12 protein-coding genes are annotated in these 15,364 nt (G+C 67.4%); 8 read left to right on the forward strand and 4 right to left on the reverse strand.

All coding sequences use genetic code 11. The features are described 5' to 3' along the window. The first annotated feature begins 7 nt into the window (after nt 1-7). The 4 genes from FOZ70_RS24705 to FOZ70_RS24720 all read left to right on the forward strand — a co-directional run bounded on the left by FOZ70_RS24705 (nt 8) and on the right by FOZ70_RS24720 (nt 5,673). On the forward strand, nt 8-1,885 hold the full coding sequence (locus FOZ70_RS24705) for an efflux transporter outer membrane subunit (RefSeq protein ID WP_219707025.1): 1,878 nt from the start codon (nt 8-10) through the stop codon (nt 1,883-1,885). Further along, nucleotides 1,885-3,075, forward strand: coding sequence for an efflux RND transporter periplasmic adaptor subunit (locus FOZ70_RS24710; protein ID WP_021160621.1), 1,191 nt, complete (start codon nt 1,885-1,887; stop codon nt 3,073-3,075). The genes FOZ70_RS24705 and FOZ70_RS24710 overlap by 1 nt, the downstream gene beginning before the upstream one ends. A gap of 254 nt (nt 3,076-3,329) precedes the next feature. Next, nucleotides 3,330-4,526: a formaldehyde dehydrogenase, glutathione-independent gene (gene fdhA, locus FOZ70_RS24715; protein ID WP_027789739.1), complete on the forward strand. Its 1,197-nt coding sequence runs from the start codon at nt 3,330-3,332 to the stop codon at nt 4,524-4,526. Between the two features lie 232 nt (nt 4,527-4,758). Next, complete coding sequence (locus FOZ70_RS24720) at nt 4,759-5,673, forward strand: LysR substrate-binding domain-containing protein (protein ID WP_059489536.1); 915 nt, start codon at nt 4,759-4,761, stop codon at nt 5,671-5,673. Here the strand turns inward: FOZ70_RS24720 and FOZ70_RS24725 are convergent. From FOZ70_RS24725 to FOZ70_RS24735, 3 genes are all read right to left on the reverse strand, one after another. Continuing rightward, nucleotides 5,662-6,549 (reverse strand): DMT family transporter, encoded by an 888-nt coding sequence (locus FOZ70_RS24725; protein ID WP_175890275.1) that lies wholly within the window; start codon nt 6,547-6,549, stop codon nt 5,662-5,664. The genes FOZ70_RS24720 and FOZ70_RS24725 overlap by 12 nt on opposite strands. A 170-nt stretch (nt 6,550-6,719) precedes the next feature. Continuing rightward, entirely contained in the window at nt 6,720-7,490 is a 771-nt protein-coding gene (locus FOZ70_RS24730) for a hypothetical protein (protein WP_175892203.1), read from the reverse strand. A gap of 264 nt (nt 7,491-7,754) precedes the next feature. After that, on the reverse strand, nt 7,755-9,176 hold the full coding sequence (locus FOZ70_RS24735) for a PLP-dependent aminotransferase family protein (RefSeq protein WP_059494913.1): 1,422 nt from the start codon (nt 9,174-9,176) through the stop codon (nt 7,755-7,757). Nucleotides 9,177-9,447: 271 nt separating this feature from the next. Between FOZ70_RS24735 and FOZ70_RS24740 the strand changes: the two genes are divergently transcribed. Next, nucleotides 9,448-10,860 (forward strand): discoidin domain-containing protein, encoded by a 1,413-nt coding sequence (locus tag FOZ70_RS24740; RefSeq protein ID WP_219707027.1) that lies wholly within the window; start codon nt 9,448-9,450, stop codon nt 10,858-10,860. A 60-nt stretch (nt 10,861-10,920) separates the two neighbouring features. Here the strand turns inward: FOZ70_RS24740 and FOZ70_RS24745 are convergent, their stop codons facing one another. Continuing rightward, complete coding sequence (locus FOZ70_RS24745) at nt 10,921-11,946, reverse strand: GlxA family transcriptional regulator (protein ID WP_219707029.1); 1,026 nt, start codon at nt 11,944-11,946, stop codon at nt 10,921-10,923. A 445-nt stretch (nt 11,947-12,391) separates the two neighbouring features. Here FOZ70_RS24745 and FOZ70_RS24750 point away from each other — a divergent pair, with 445 nt between their 5' ends. The 3 genes from FOZ70_RS24750 (at nt 12,392) to FOZ70_RS24760 (ending at nt 15,345) form a co-directional block, all read left to right on the forward strand. Next, entirely contained in the window at nt 12,392-13,666 is a 1,275-nt protein-coding gene (locus FOZ70_RS24750) for a serine hydroxymethyltransferase (RefSeq protein ID WP_048026434.1), read from the forward strand. Between the two features lie 31 nt (nt 13,667-13,697). Then, complete coding sequence (locus FOZ70_RS24755; protein ID WP_021160631.1) at nt 13,698-14,669, forward strand: dipeptidase; 972 nt, start codon at nt 13,698-13,700, stop codon at nt 14,667-14,669. A gap of 142 nt (nt 14,670-14,811) precedes the next feature. Further along, a complete protein-coding gene (locus tag FOZ70_RS24760) occupies nt 14,812-15,345 on the forward strand; it encodes a DUF5943 domain-containing protein (protein WP_219707031.1) in 534 nt (177 codons plus the stop codon). Nucleotides 15,346-15,364: the final 19 nt, after the last annotated feature.

Raw genomic sequence — 15,364 nt, forward strand, 5'->3', positions numbered from 1 at the left:
GAGCGAGATGCGGCGGGTGAAACAAGCGGCGGGTTGGGCGCACCGCATGAAGGGCGGCGCGGCGATCGGTGCCGCGGCGGTGTCGCTGGCATTGGGCGGATGCGTGCCGACGGGCTTCCTGCCGTCGCTGTCGTTGCACGCGCCGGCCGACGATGCGCTCGCGCAGACGGCCGGCCCCGGCGTGAACGGCGCATGGCCCGCGCCCGACTGGGTGAAGCAGTTGCAGGATCCGCAGCTCGACGCGCTGGTCGCCGAGGCTTCGCAGAACAACCCCGACCTGCAGGTTGCGCAGGCGCGGCTGCGGATCGCGCAGGCGCAGCTTCAGCAGTTCGATTCGTTGACGGGGCTGACGGGCACGGCCGGCGCAACGGTCAGCCGCGCACGGATGCCGAAGCCGGGCGACGACGTCGCCAACGTGTCGGTCGGCGGCTACCGCGTGCCGGTCGAGATCTTCGGCGATCCGAACGTATCGCCGTCGTCGGTGTTCGTCGGGCTCAACTACCAGCTCGACCTGTGGGGCAAGAACCGCGCCGCGACGAAGAGCCTGTTGTCGCTGCGTGAAGCGGCGCGGGTCGAGGCCGAACAGGTGCGGCTCACGCTGGCGGTCGCGATCGTCACCGTGTATTGCCAGCTCGACCAGGCCTATGCGATGCAGGAACTGCTGCAGCAGAAGCTGAAGGTGAGCCAGCGCGTGACGACCGTGCTGCGCGAGCGCACCGCGCGCGGGCTCGACAACGCATACGACGCGAGCGATGCCTCGATCAAGCGCAGCAAGCTGCTCGCGCAGATCGCGCAGAACGACGAGCAGATCAAGCTCGCGCAACTGCAGCTCGGCGTGCTGTCGGGCCGCGGCCCGGAGCGCGGGCTCGCGCTGCAGCGGCCGCGCGTCGGCGCATTTGCTGGCGGCGTGCTGCCCGCGCGGCTGCCGGCCGGTCTCCTCGGCCGCCGGCCCGACATCGTCGCCGCGCGGTTGCGTGTTGAAGCCGCGTTCGCGAATGCCGATTCGACGCGCGCGCAGTTCTATCCGGACGTGAACCTCGTCGCGCTCGGCGGCGTGTTCGCGCTGACGCCCGCGTCGCTGTTCTCGCGCGACGCGCTCGCCGGTTCGGTCGGCCCGGCGATCTCGCTGCCGGTCTTCGATCGCGGCCGGCTGAAGGCGAAGCTCGGTGCGGACGTCGCGCAGGCCGACGTGGCGATCGGGCTGTACAACAAGACCGTCGACGATGCGCTCGGGCAGGTCGCGCAGCTCGTCACGTCGCTGCAGACGTCGCAGACGCTCGTCGCACAGCAGCAGGATGCGGTCGCGGCCGCGCAAAAGATCGTGCAGATCGCGACCGACCGCCATCGGCGCGGCGTGCTGATGCAGAAGGACGTGGATGTCGCGGATCTCACGCTGATCGACGAGCGCGCGCAGTTGATCGCGCTGCTCGGCCGGCAGCGCACGCTGCGTGTCGGGCTGGTCGGTGCGTTGGGCGGCGGGTTCGATGCGGGCGCGACGGTCGCGCAGGCGCCGGCCGCGCATCGGGCGCGTAGCGGGGCGGCGAAGCGAGGTGCGTCGACCGTCGCACCGGCAGCGCCCGCAGCACTCGCGATGGCGGCTGCGACCGCCACGACCGCATCCGCCGCGAACGCGGGCACATCGATGGCGGGGCCGTCGGCCGATGCGCGTGCGCGGAGCGTGGCCGTCCCGCAGGGCGTCGCCGCATCGGATACCGGTGCCGCACGACGCGACGACGCGGCACGCACGCCGGCTGTCGGCGCGACGCCTCGCGGCACCGCCGTTCCCGCGCGCACGGCGGCTGCGACTCCGGCGCCGAGCCAGTCGGTCATGCCGCCGATCCCCCTGTTCCAGCACGATCGTCTGATCGTTACGCAAAGCGACTGATGCACCACGACAACCTACATACCGCCGCGCCGCCGGCCGCACTGAACGATCCTGCACTCGACGCGCGCCGCGCGACGCGTCGCAAGCGCTTCATCGTGTTCTTCGCGGTCGTGCTGGTGGCCGCGCTTGCATGGATCGCATACTGGTTGCTGAGCGATCGTTATTACGAAGACACCGACGACGCGTACGTGGCCGGCAGCATCGTGCAGGTCGCCGCGCAGATCCCGGGATCGGTGACCGATGTCGTGGTCGCCGATACGCAGGCCGTGCGCGCCGGCCAGACGCTCGTGAAGCTCGACGACACCGAGGCGTCCGTTGCGTTCGCGCAGGCGAAGGCGCAGCTCGCACAGGCCGTGCGGCAGGTCGCGAACGCGAAGATCTCGAACACGATGTACGTCGAGGCCGTGAACGCGCGGCGCGCCGACCTGTCGCTCGCGCAGCGTGCGTTCGCCGCGCGCTCCGGTGCATCGGTCGAGATCGTCGCCCCCGAGGAACTCGCACGTGCACGGGCGGCGGTCGCCGGTGCGCAGGCGAATCTCGCGGCCGCGCAGGCGCAGCTCGACGCGGCGCGCGCGCTCGGCACCAGGCTGCCCGTCGACGAAAACCCGGCCGTCGTGCAGGCGGCCGCGCAGTTCAAGCTCGCGTACCGCAACCTGAAGCGCACGACGATCGTCGCGCCTGTCGACGGCACGATCGGGCAGCGTTCGGTGCAGGTCGGCCAGCAGGTCGGGCCCGGCGTGCCGCTGATGTCGATCGTGCAGCTCAACCAGCTGTGGATCGAGGCGAATTTCAAGGAAGGGCAGATTCGCCACATGCGCATCGGGCAGCCGGTCGAGGTCGTGTCGGATCTCTACGGCTCGCGCGTGACCTATCGCGGCCGTGTGCAGGGCTTCTCGGCGGGTACCGGCAGCGCGTTCTCGATGCTGCCGTCGCAGAACGCGGCCGGCAACTGGATCAAGGTCGTGCAGCGCGTGCCGGTCGTCATCGCGCTCGAGCCGCGCGATCTCGCCGCGCATCCGCTGCGCGTCGGGCTGTCGATGCGCGCAACGGTCGACACGCACGACCGCAACGGCCATGCGCTCGACAGCGAGCCGCCGACGCCGGCCGTCAGCACGCGCGTGCACGACGGGGTGGCGAGCGACGCGGAAGCGGCGGCGGCCGCGATCATTCGCGAGAATCAGGGCGGGTAGCGCCTGCCCGGGAGAGGGGCGGCCGATCGCGACGACCGGCCCGCCTCCGTGCGTCACGCCGCCCGCGAAACCTTTCCATCGGTTCCCGCCCGACTTTCGTATTTCCGCCATCGATGTCGGCGTCGTTCAAACGCGTGTCGCGTTTGAGACATCGGCGCCCCTGCCTCCGGGACTACTCTCGAACAGCACGTTGCGCGTGCGCCGGATGGCGCCGGCGCGCCGCGGCGCCACCAACGAGACATGGAGACAATACGATGAGCAGCAATCGAGGTGTCGTCTATCTTGGACCGGGCCAGGTCGAAGTCCAGAAAATCGATTATCCGAAGATGGTCGATCCGAGCGGCCGCGCGATCGGCCACGGTGTGATCCTGAAAGTGGTCAGCACGAACATCTGCGGTTCCGACCAGCACATGGTGCGCGGCCGCACGACCGCGCCGGTCGGCCTCGTGCTCGGTCACGAAATCACGGGCGAGGTGGTCGAGATCGGCCGCGACGTCGAAACGCTGAAGCTCGGCGATCTCGTGTCGGTACCGTTCAACGTCGCTTGCGGCCGCTGCGCGATGTGCAAGGACACGCATACGGGCGTGTGCCTGAACGTGAACCCGTCGCGTGCCGGCGGCGCCTATGGCTACGTCGACATGGGCGGCTGGATCGGCGGCCAGGCCGAGTACGTGCTCGTGCCGTATGCCGATTTCAACCTGCTGAAATTCCCGGACCGCGACCAGGCGATGGCGAAGATCCGCGACCTGACCTGCCTGTCCGACATTCTGCCGACCGGCTATCACGGCGCGGTGAGCGCGGGCGTGAAGCCGGGCTCGACGGTCTATATCGCGGGCGCGGGCCCGGTCGGGATGGCGGCGGCCGCATCGGCACGCCTGCTCGGCGCGGCCGTGACGATCGTCGGCGACATGAACGCGGAACGCCTCGCGCACGCGAAGGCGATGGGTTTCGAGACGGTCGACCTGTCGAAGGACGCGTCGCTCGGCGAGCAGATCGAGCAGATTCTCGGCGTGCCCGAGATCGACTGCGCGGTCGACTGCGTCGGCTTCGAGGCGCACGGCCACGGCTCGTCGGGCCACGCGGAAGAGGCTCCGGCCACGGTGCTGAACTCGCTGATGGAAATCACGCGGCCGGCCGGCGCGATCGGCATTCCGGGCCTGTACGTGACGGACGATCCGGGCGCGAAGGACAAGGCCGCGCAGCACGGCAGCCTGAGCATTCGCTTCGGCCTCGGCTGGGCGAAGTCGCACTCGTTCTTCACGGGCCAGACGCCGGTGCTGAAGTACAACCGCAACCTGATGCAGGCGATCCTGTTCGACCGTCTGCCGATCGCGAAGATCGTCAACGTCGAAGTGATTTCGCTCGACCAGGCGCCGGAAGGCTACAAGAAGTTCGACGGCGGCGCACCGCGCAAATTCGTCATCGACCCGCACGGGTTGCTGGCGGCGTGATGCGCTAGCGTTCGACGCGCGCAGCGCGTCACGCAAAACGGGCGGCACCGGAAACGGGTCGCCCGTTTTTGCTGAGGAAGCACGGGGAAGGGCAGGTTGCGCGTGGGTAGCGCGTGGGTATCGCGCGGGCCGGAACGCTTGCGCACCGCCGATCCCGGCCGCACGGAATTGCTGCGATAATCGTCGCCCGTTCCCGACCCATCGCCGCCGCCGCCCGGCGCCGCATCCACGAATGGCCAAGTCACTTCCCCTCGCCGCGTTGCACACGTTCGTCGAAGTGGCGCGCTGCGGCAGCATGAAGCAGGCGGCCGACCAGCTCTGCATTTCGCCGGGCGCCGTCAGCCAGCATGTCCGCAATCTCGAGGATCGCCTTGCCGTGCGCCTGTTCGAGCGCACCGGCCGCGAGCTCGAGCTGACCGGCACGGGCCGCGCGCTGTTCGATCAGCTCGCCGGCGGCTTCAACGAGATCGAGGCCGCGTGGGCGAACGTGCACGGTGCCCATCGGCGCATCGTCCGCCTCGCCGTGACGACCACCGCCTCCTTCGCGAACACGTGGCTCGTGCAGCGCCTCGGCGCGTTCAATGCCGCATACCCCGAAATCGAAATCACCGTCGAAACACGCGCGCAACTGGTCGACCTGCGTCGCGACTATGTCGACGTCGCGATCCGGCACGGGTTGGGCCGTTATCCCGGGCACGCATCGTTCCGCATCTGGACACCCGAGCTGTGGCCCGTCTGCAGCCCGCAACTGCTCGATCCCGCCCGCCCGATCGCCACGCCGGCCGACTGCCTGTCGTATCCGCTGCTGCAGGACGCGGACCGCGCCGACTGGGCACTGTGGCTGCGCGCGCAGGGAATCGAGGATGCCCGTGCGCCGCGCGGCGCGAGCTTCAGCGAGGATGCGCTGCTGATCAAGGCGGCGGTCGCCGGGCAGGGCATGGCGCTGGTGCGCGACATCTATGCGCGGGACGAGGTCGCGGCCGGCCGGCTGGTGCGCGTGCTCGCGCGGCCCTGGCCGACCGAACTGTCCTATTACGTCGTGTGCAGCGAAGCGCGCCGGCACGAGTGGAAGATCGCCGCGTTCCGCGACTGGCTCGCGAGCGAGATCGGCAGTGGCGACGACGGCCCGCGCGACCTACTGGCGTGACCCGCGCACGGCGGCGGCCGCGAACCCCTTGAGCTTGCCGGTTGCGAGCGCGGTGCCGAGCAGGATGATCGCGCAGCCGGCGACCGTCTGCACGGTGATCGTCTCGTGCAGGAAGATCGCACCCCATACGACACCGAAGATCGGGATCAGGAACGTGACCGACGCCGCATATTGCGCGCCTGCGTTGCGGATCAGCCCGAAATACAGCAGATAGGCGACGGCCGTGCAGATCGCGCCGAGCAGCACCACCGCGATCCACGCGGACATGTGAACGGGGCCGTGCGGCCACATCGGCAGCGCGAGCGGCACGAGTGCGACCGCCGCGAACAACTGGCTGCCGAACGCGGACACGAACGGCCTGACATTCGCCAGCTTGCGCTTCGAGTAATGCGCGGCGAACCCGTACGACAGCGTCGCGAGCATCGCGGCGGCGATCGCGCGCGGTGCGCCGGGCGTGCCGGCGCCGACCGCGGAACCGGCGAGCACGACGACACCGGCAAAGCCCAGCGCGAGGCCGATCGCCTGGGGTCTCGTCAGCGGTGTACGCAGCCATGCGAATGCGACGATCGCGGTCCACAACGGCGTCGTCGCATTCAGGATCGAATCGGTGCCGGCCGTCACGAACAGCGCCGCGTAGGTCAGCAGGCAGAACGGCAGCGCCGAGTTCGCGATGCCGACGACGAACAGCGGCACGACGTGCGAGCGGAATTCCTGTCGCGCTTGCGCGTTGCGCAGCACCGGCGACAACAGCACGGCCGCGATCGCGACGCGCAGCGCGATCAGCGGGACCACGCCGAATTCCGGCGCACCCATGCGCATGAACAGGAAGGACGCGCCCCAGATGGCAGCAAGGGTCACGAGCTGTAGTGCATTCATCGACGACTCCGTTCGGTGGATCGGGTGAGCGGCCGGAACGCGATACGCGCCGGCGCGGGCGAATGACCCATTGAACGTCACGCATGCGTCGCGGCGCAAACGAGGTTTTGCGAGGGGCGGTTTAGAAAAATGAATCGACGCAAGCGTACGCACGGACTGCGTGTACGCGCTCAGTGGCCGCGATAGAGCTGGGCGAGTTGCGTATTGCTGGCGGTGGTGGTGCGTCGCGCACGCGCGGTGTGTGCGGTGTGCGCGCTCACTCGGTGGAAAACGCGGGCGCGATGCGCGGCATTGCGACCGGCTTTCAGGTCGGCCACCCTAACCGTGGCGGCGGCATGCGGACGATCGGGTGCACGGTTGGCCGGCGCGGCCCGCGCGACCGTGGTTCGTCCGGCGGCTTCGCCGACGTCCGGGCTGCGCTGTCGCGCGGCCGCCACCTGGGTTCCATCAGTCGAATGAAACGGATAGGCGGGCGCCGGCAGGACCGGCAGCACGGGATCGTTCGACACGTATGCACCCGCATCGCTCGCCGGCGCGCCCGATATCTTCGAGCCGCGACAGACCGGATCGGCATTGCACGTCCGGTCGACCATCACGTAGCCGCCGACCAGCAGCACGAGCGTCAGGATGCTCAGGATCGGCGCGCTCGATGCGCGCGGCCGCCGGAACGCCGCGTTGCGAAGCGTCCGCGTGACGCGCGACGACCACGTATCGAAGCGCTGCACCGCGTGCGTGGTGCGTGCGTCGTCCCGCGTGCGGTGAACCGGATCGAACGGCCAGTCCCACTGGCCGCAAACGGGGCAGTGCTCGAGCGCGCGGAAGGCCACGAAGCCGCATTCCCTGCAGCGGCAGCGGGCAGTGCGCCGCGCGTCGGCTCGCGCGTTCAGGATCGCACGCCAGTCGTCGCGTGCGCGGAACGTCCGGTTGGGCAGGACTCGCATCGCCGGAAGCGGGCAGGCGCCGTCAACGAGGCGAACGTTCGCCGGTCGACATGACGCTGTCCTGCAAGGCAACCGATCGGCCCGAGCCGGAATCCGGCGGCGCGTGCATCGCCGACGGTCGTGCACATGCGGTGCTCATGGGATTCTCCGTGACGTCGGGTGGGCGGAGCACGTTCTTCCGCGGTTACCTTCCGCTTCATTCTTGGCTGCCTGCGCGTGAAACGCAATGCGCAAAAAGGAGCATCGCGACGTGCACGTTTCGTGCTATCCGTCCTGCCGCTGCCGGGCCGCGAGCGTCCCGATGGTCTCCATCGCGTGCTCGACGGCCGGTGTCCACGGCCGTCCGTAATTGAGCCGAAGAAAGCGGCGGAATCCGCCGGTTGCGGAAAAGATCGGCCCCGGCGCGATGCTGACGCCGTTTTCCATCGCATCGTCGAACAGGTGCATCGCATCGACGCGCGGCGGCAGTTCGATCCACAGGAAATACCCGCCGCGCGGCGCGAACACTTCGGTGCCGTCCGGAAAATACGTCCGCACGGCCGCCAGCATCTGCGCCTGATGCGCGGCGAGATTGCGGCGCAGCTTGCGCAGGAAGCGGTCGTACGCGCCGTCGCGCAGGTAGTTCGAAAGCGCCATCTGCGCGGGCACGTCGGCCGCCGGCGCGCTCACGCCTCTTGCCTGACGGATCTGCCGCACGTAGCGTCCGGCCGCGACCCAGCCGATCCGGAACCCGGGCGCGAGGCATTTCGAGAACGAACCGCAATGCAGGACGAGCCCGCTGTCGTCATACAGTTTGGCCGGGCGCGTGGGTGCCGTTCCGAAATGCAGCTCGCCATAGACGTCATCCTCGATCAGCGGTACGCCGCGCGCCGTGAGCAGGTCGATCAGCTCGCGCTTGCGCTCGTCGGTCAGCGTCGCGCCGGTCGGGTTGTGGAACGACGTCATGAACCAGCATGCCCGCACCGGATGCGTGTCGAGCGCCGTTTCGAGCGCATCGAGATCGAGGCCGGTGCGCGGGTCGACCGGAATCTCGACGGCTTTCAGGTGCAGCCGCTGCACGGCGTCGAGGGCCGCGTGGAATGCCGGACGCTCGATCGCGACGATATCGCCCGGGCGGGTCAGTGCCTGCAGGCTGAGCGTCAGCGCTTCGAGCGCGCCGGTCGTGATGACGATCTCGTCCATCGGCAACGCCGCGCCTGCGTTCAGGTAGCGCAGCGCGATCTGGCGGCGCAGCGTGTCGTAGCCGGGCGGCAAGCCGGACAGCAGCGCCGTGCGATCCATGTTGCGGGCCGCCGATGCCATCGCGCGCCACAGGCTGCTCATCGGGAACAGGGAATAACTGGCGAAGGCCGAGCCGAGCGGAACGATCTCGTCGCGTTTGAGCGAGTCGAGCAGGCGGAACAGCACATCGTCGCCGCCGGTCGGCTCGGCGGCCGGCTTGCGCGGCGGATCGCGGGCGAACCGCACGTGCTTGTCTTCGAGGTTCGCAACGAAATAACCGGAGCGCGCCCGCGCGACGATCAGACCCTCGCCTTCGAGCGCGTAATACGCGCGAAACACGGTGGACGGGCTCACGCCATACACGCGGCAGGCCATGCGCACGGTGGGGATGCGCGCACCGGGCGGCAGGTCGCCGCGGTGGATTGCGTCGGCGATCGTTCGTGCGAGCACAGCGTATCGCTTCATGCCAGCCCTCCGCCCGATCGGGGCCTTGCCGAAAAAAGAGTAGCACGGTACCCGTCGCGTGCAAGCGCGCCCCCAATTGCTGATCCGCATGTTTTTGCCGGGCTCTGATTCTTTTCTTTCGTCTGACAAGCCGGCATGCTGTCGAGCAATCCGCGTTCCCGATGTCCGACCGACCGGAATCGACGCTGCCCGACGGCGGACTCCTGGCCCGCGCAACATCCTGCGCGGGATCTTTTCTGCGGCGTCACAACCTTGCCCGGAAACATTCAGCGTGAAATTGAAGACTCTCGTCGCCGGCCTCGTGGCCGGCATCGCCCTCAACCTGTCGAGCGGCATCGCAACGGCCGCCTGCATCAGCAATCCCCCCGCCCAGCCGAACGCGACGTTCCCCGCCGCACTGACCGGCAAGCTCGTCTATCACAGCTACGTGAAGTACGGCGACGGCACGAGCCAGCTGTTCCTCTACGACTTCTCGGCCCATACGCTGACGCAACTGAGCAAGAGCACGTGGGGTATCACCGATCCGATGAACGGCGTGTTCAGCCCCGATGGCAAGTGGCTCGCGTTCATGGGCATCAGCAACGGCGCATGGAACGTGTTCATGCTGCAGCTCGGCGCCGGCACGCCGCCCGTCAACCTGACGAACAGCACGGGTGCCACGCGCAACGAGGATCCGAAGTTCAGCGCCGACGGCAAGACGCTCGTGTTCAAGCAGAACGGCGACGTCAAGCAGGCGACGCTGTCGTACACGAGCGCGGGCCCGGTGTTCACGTCGGTCGTGAGCCTGACGAACGCGCCGGCCGGCGCCGAGTATTCGATGCCGTATCTCGCGCCCGATTCGAGCGCCGTGTACTACGCGACGGGCACCGGCGCGAACATGGGGCTGATGAAGCGCACGCTCGCGACCGGCGCGACCGCGACGTTCGACAATCCGGCCGGGCTGCAGACGTACTACCCGATCGTGCGTGCGGACGGCATGGTGTTCTACGCGCGCTGGAAAGACAGCGGCCAGGCCGACCAGATCTATACGAAGACCGCCGACCCGGCATCGACGCCGAACGCGTTGCCGATCAACGACTGCGTGAGCAACAACTCCGATCCGGCACCGGTGAACGGCACGAACTACGTGTTCTTCTCGTCGACGACGGCGGGCGGTTATCAGCTCTACGTCGGCGACGTGACGACCGGCCAGCGCTGGAGCCTGTCGCCATTCGGCGTGAATGCCGACACGACGAAGGCCAAGCTCGGGGCGAGCTATTACGGCGGCCCGGCCGGCGCGCAGCCGGTGCTGCTGTCGCAGGGGCATCCGGCCGCCGCGTCGGCGAGCTACAACGCGTCGCTCACGCCGGACAAGGCGTTCGACGGCAACACCACGGGCACGCGCTGGGATTCGCCGGAAGGCGCCGGTGCCGGTTCGCAATGGATCTCCGTGGATCTCGGCGCGGTGAAGCGCATCGATCACGTCGATCTGTACTGGGATGCGGGCGCGCTCGTTTATCAGATCCAGACGTCGAACGACAACGTCAACTGGACGACGATCTATTCGACGAGCAACGGCGGTTCATATACCCACGTCACGCTGCCGAATCTCAACGGCAGCGGTCGTTACGTGCGGATGCTCGGCACGAAGCGCGCGACGCAGTGGGGTTACTCGCTGTACGAAATGCAGGTGTGGGGATCGTAAGCGCAAGAAAAAAACGGCCTTTTCAGGCCGTTTTTTTTCATGCGTCAATCACAGCGACGCTCACGCATGCAGCACGTGCGCCGGAAAGGCGGGGCTGGCGCTCGCCGCACCTTGCGCGAGCGGCGCGACCTGCTTGCGGCGTTCGCGGGTCGGCGCGACGCCGAACGCGTCGCGATAGCTCTTGCTGAAATGGCACGCCGACTGGAACCCGCACGCCATCGTGATGTGCATGATCGACATGTCGGTCTGAAGCAGCAGTTCGCGCGCGCGGCGCAGCCGCAGCGTCAGGTAGTAGTGCGTCGGCGTCATGCCGAGATGTTCGCGGAACAGGCGCTGCAGTTGCCGCTGCGACATGTTCGCGAGCCGCGCGAGCTCCTCGCGCGACAGCGGCTCCTCGATGTTGTTCTCCATCAGCGAGATTACTTCGAACAGCGACTTGTTCGCCGAGCCGAGGCGCGCGACGAGCGGCATGCGTTGCTGCGCGCTCGTGTCGCGCACGTGTTCGACGATGAACTGCTCGGCGATCTGCGTGACGCGCGCGGTGCCCACGCGCGCGGCGATCAGGTTCAGCATCATGTCGAGCGGCGCGACGCCGCCCGTGCACGTGATGCGGTCGCGGTCGATCACGAACAGTTCCTTCAGGAAGCGCGTATCCGGAAACTCCTCCTTCAGCGCCGACATGTTCTCCCAGTGGATCGCGCATGCGTAGCCCGCGAGCAGCCCCGACTTCGCGAGCGCATAGGTGCCCGTGCACAGGCTGCCGAGCGGAATGCCCGCGCGTGCGAAGCGGCGCAGCGTCGACAGATGGGCGGCCGTGGTCGCGCGTTGCACGTCGACGCCGCCGCACACGAACACGATGTCGGGCTGCCCCACGCACTCGGCCGGGCCCGTATCGACCGTCAGGCCGTTGCTCGCGGTGACCGGGCCGCCTTCCGGGCTGATGACCGACCAGCGGTAGAGCGGCTGGCCGCTCAGGTAGTTCGCCATCCGAAGCACCTCGATCGCATTGGTGAACGCGATCATCGTGAAATTCGGTAACGGCATGAACGCGAAGTGGGACAGCGACGCTGTGCGGTCGGGGGACATGGGGAGCTTCCTGAAATCTCTAATAGCTATAGGCCCGGGGCACGGATCGGGCTGCGGTATTGTGTGAGCCAGCGCAACAAGCGTGCCATACGGCTAAACCCTAGCTCCATACGTTGTATGGCTGAAAGCCGCATGCTGCACTGCACCGTATTCGTGACGGAGTGCACCCCGACCGGGCGGCAATCGCACCGACGGCGTGCCTGTTCATAGGTGAACCGTCGACGGCGATTTGCTTGGTCATCCGAAAAAGCACGACCGGTCACTTGTATAAAACGGACGCGGATGGCGGAAAAGGCAAAGAACGCGTCTAAATTCATCAATCCGCCGAAAATCCGAACGACAAGAATAGAGCCGTCGGCAGCCTTGTACGGGACGAGCGGGAAACCCAGGCAGGGCGGGCCTTGAGCTTCGGTTTCAGCCCCTTATTCTTCGTCACGGACGCACTATGTCGAACACCCAGCCTTTCTTCTCGCAGTCCCTTGCCGAGCGCGACGCGCCGGTGCGCAGCGCCATCCTGAAGGAACTCGAGCGTCAGCAGTCGCAGGTCGAGCTGATCGCGTCGGAAAACATCGTGTCGCGAGCCGTGCTCGAGGCGCAGGGCTCGGTGCTGACCAACAAGTACGCGGAAGGCTATCCCGGCAAGCGCTACTACGGTGGCTGCGAGTTCGCGGACGAAGTCGAGGCGCTGGCGATCGAGCGCGTCAAGCAGATCTTCAATGCCGGTTATGCGAACGTGCAGCCGCACTCGGGCGCGCAGGCGAACGGTTCGGTCATGCTCGCGCTGGCGAAGCCGGGCGACACGGTGCTCGGCATGTCGCTGGATGCCGGCGGCCACCTGACGCACGGCGCGAAGCCGGCGCTGTCGGGCAAGTGGTTCAACGCGGTCCAGTACGGCGTGAACCGCGACACGATGCTGATCGACTACGACCAGGTCGAAGCGCTCGCACACGAGCACAAGCCGAACCTGATCATCGCCGGCTTCTCGGCATACCCGCGCGCGCTCGACTTCGCGCGCTTCCGCGCGATTGCAGACAGCGTTGGCGCGAAGCTGATGGTCGACATGGCGCACATCGCCGGCGTGATCGCCGCGGGCCGCCACGCGAACCCGGTCGAGCATGCGCACGTCGTCACGTCGACCACCCACAAGACGCTGCGCGGCCCGCGCGGCGGCTTCGTGCTGACCAACGACGAGGACATCGCGAAGAAGATCAACTCGGCCGTGTTCCCCGGCCTGCAGGGCGGCCCGCTGATGCACGTGATCGCCGGCAAGGCGGTGGCGTTCGGCGAAGTGCTGCATGCGGACTTCAAGACCTACATCGACAACGTGCTCGCGAACGCCCAGGCGCTCGGCGAAGTGCTGAAGGCGGGCGGCGTCGATCTCGTGACCGGCGGCACCGACAACCACCTGCTGCTGGTCGACCTGCGCCCGAAGGGCCTGAAGGGCGCGCCGGTCGAGCAGGCGCTGGAGCGTGCGGGCATCACCTGCAACAAGAACGGCATTCCGTTCGACACCGAGAAGCCGACCGTCACGTCGGGCATCCGCCTCGGCACGCCGGCCGGCACGACGCGCGGCTTCGGCGTCGCGGAGTTCCGCGAGGTGGGCCGCCTGATCCTGGAAGTGTTCGACGCGCTGCGCGCGAACCCGGAAGGCGACCACGCCACCGAACAGCGCGTGCGCCGCGAGATCTTCGCGTTGTGCGAACGCTTCCCGATCTATTGATCCGACCGACCCGACAATACTGGAGCTACTCATGAGCACGCTGCATCAAGACAGCATCATCATCGACGGTCTGAACATCTCGAAGTTCGAGAAGCCGGTGTTCGAAGACATGCGCCGCGGCGGCATCACGGCCGCGAACTGCACGGTGTCGGTCTGGGAGAACTTCACGAAGACCGTCGACAACATCGGCGTGATGAAGAAGAAGATCCGCGACAACAGCGAGCTGCTGACGCTGGTGCGCACGACGGAAGACATCTTCCGCGCGAAGAAGGAAGACAAGACCGGCGTGATCCTCGGCTTCCAGAACGCGCATGCGTTCGAGGACAACATCGGCTACATCGAGGCGTTCGCCGACATGGGCGTGCGCGTCGTGCAGCTCTGCTACAACACGCAGAACCTGGTCGGCACCGGCTGCTACGAGCGTGACGGCGGCCTGTCGGACTTCGGCCGCGAAGTGATCACCGAGATGAACCGCGTCGGCATCATGGTCGACCTGTCGCATGTGGGCGGCAACACGTCGTCGGAAGCGATCGCGTTCTCGAAGAAGCCGGTGTGCTATTCGCACTGCCTGCCGTCGGGCCTGAAGGAGCATCCGCGCAACAAGAGCGACGAACAGCTGAAGGAGATCGCCGACGCGGGCGGCTTCGTCGGCGTGACGATGTTCGCGCCGTTCCTGAAGCGCGGGATCGAAGCGAACATCGACGACTACATCGAGGCGATCGACTACGTCGTGAACCTGATCGGCGAGGACGCGGTCGGCATCGGCACGGATTTCACGCAGGACTACGCGAAGGAATTCTTCGACATGCTCACGCATGACAAGGGTCGTTATCGCCAGCTGACGAACTTCGGCAAGGTGATCAACCCCGACGGCATCCGCACGATCGGCGAATTTCCGAACCTGACTGCCGCGATGGAACGCCACGGCTGGAAGGAGTCGCGCATCCGCAAGATCATGGGCGAGAACTGGGTGCGCGTGTTCAAGGACGTCTGGGGCGCGTAAGCGCCGCGAACGCCGGACCGCCTCACCCGCAGCGATTCAACAACAAAAATCGGGACGTGCCCGCGCAAGCCGCGCGGGCACGCGGACGATGTCGCGCCCGCGCATTGAGCCGCGCGACCCATTTCCTCACGGAGTCACCACGATGCAACCGCAACTGCCGATCAACGTCGATCCCGATACCGGCGTCTGGACCACCGACGCGCTGCCGATGCTGTACGTGCCGCGCCACTTCTTCACGAACAACCACGTCGCGGTCGAGGAAGCGCTCGGCGTCGAAGCGTATGCCGAGATCCTCTACAAGGCCGGCTACAAGTCCGCTTACCACTGGTGCGACAAGGAAGCGAAGCTGCACGGCCTGAGCGGCATGGCCGTGTTCGAGCACTACCTGAAGCGCCTGTCGCAGCGCGGCTGGGGCCTGTTCTCGATCATCGAGGCCGATCCGGCCAGCGCGCGCGCGAAGATCGAACTGCGCCACTCGTCGTTCGTGCTCCAGCAGCCGGGCAAGGAAGGCAAGCTCTGCTACATGTTCGCGGGCTGGTTCGCGGGCGCGATGGACTGGGTCAACGACACGACGCCGGAAGGCAAGGGCGCGCCGCGCGCGTTCTCGAAGGAAGTGCAGTGCGCGGCCGAGCATCACGACCACTGCATCTTCGAAGTGTCGCCGATCGCGCACTGACGCATTGATTCACTGAAGC

The sequence above is a fragment of the Burkholderia sp. COPS genome (genome assembly GCF_019425585.1).
GTDB lineage: Bacteria > Pseudomonadota > Gammaproteobacteria > Burkholderiales > Burkholderiaceae > Burkholderia > Burkholderia cepacia.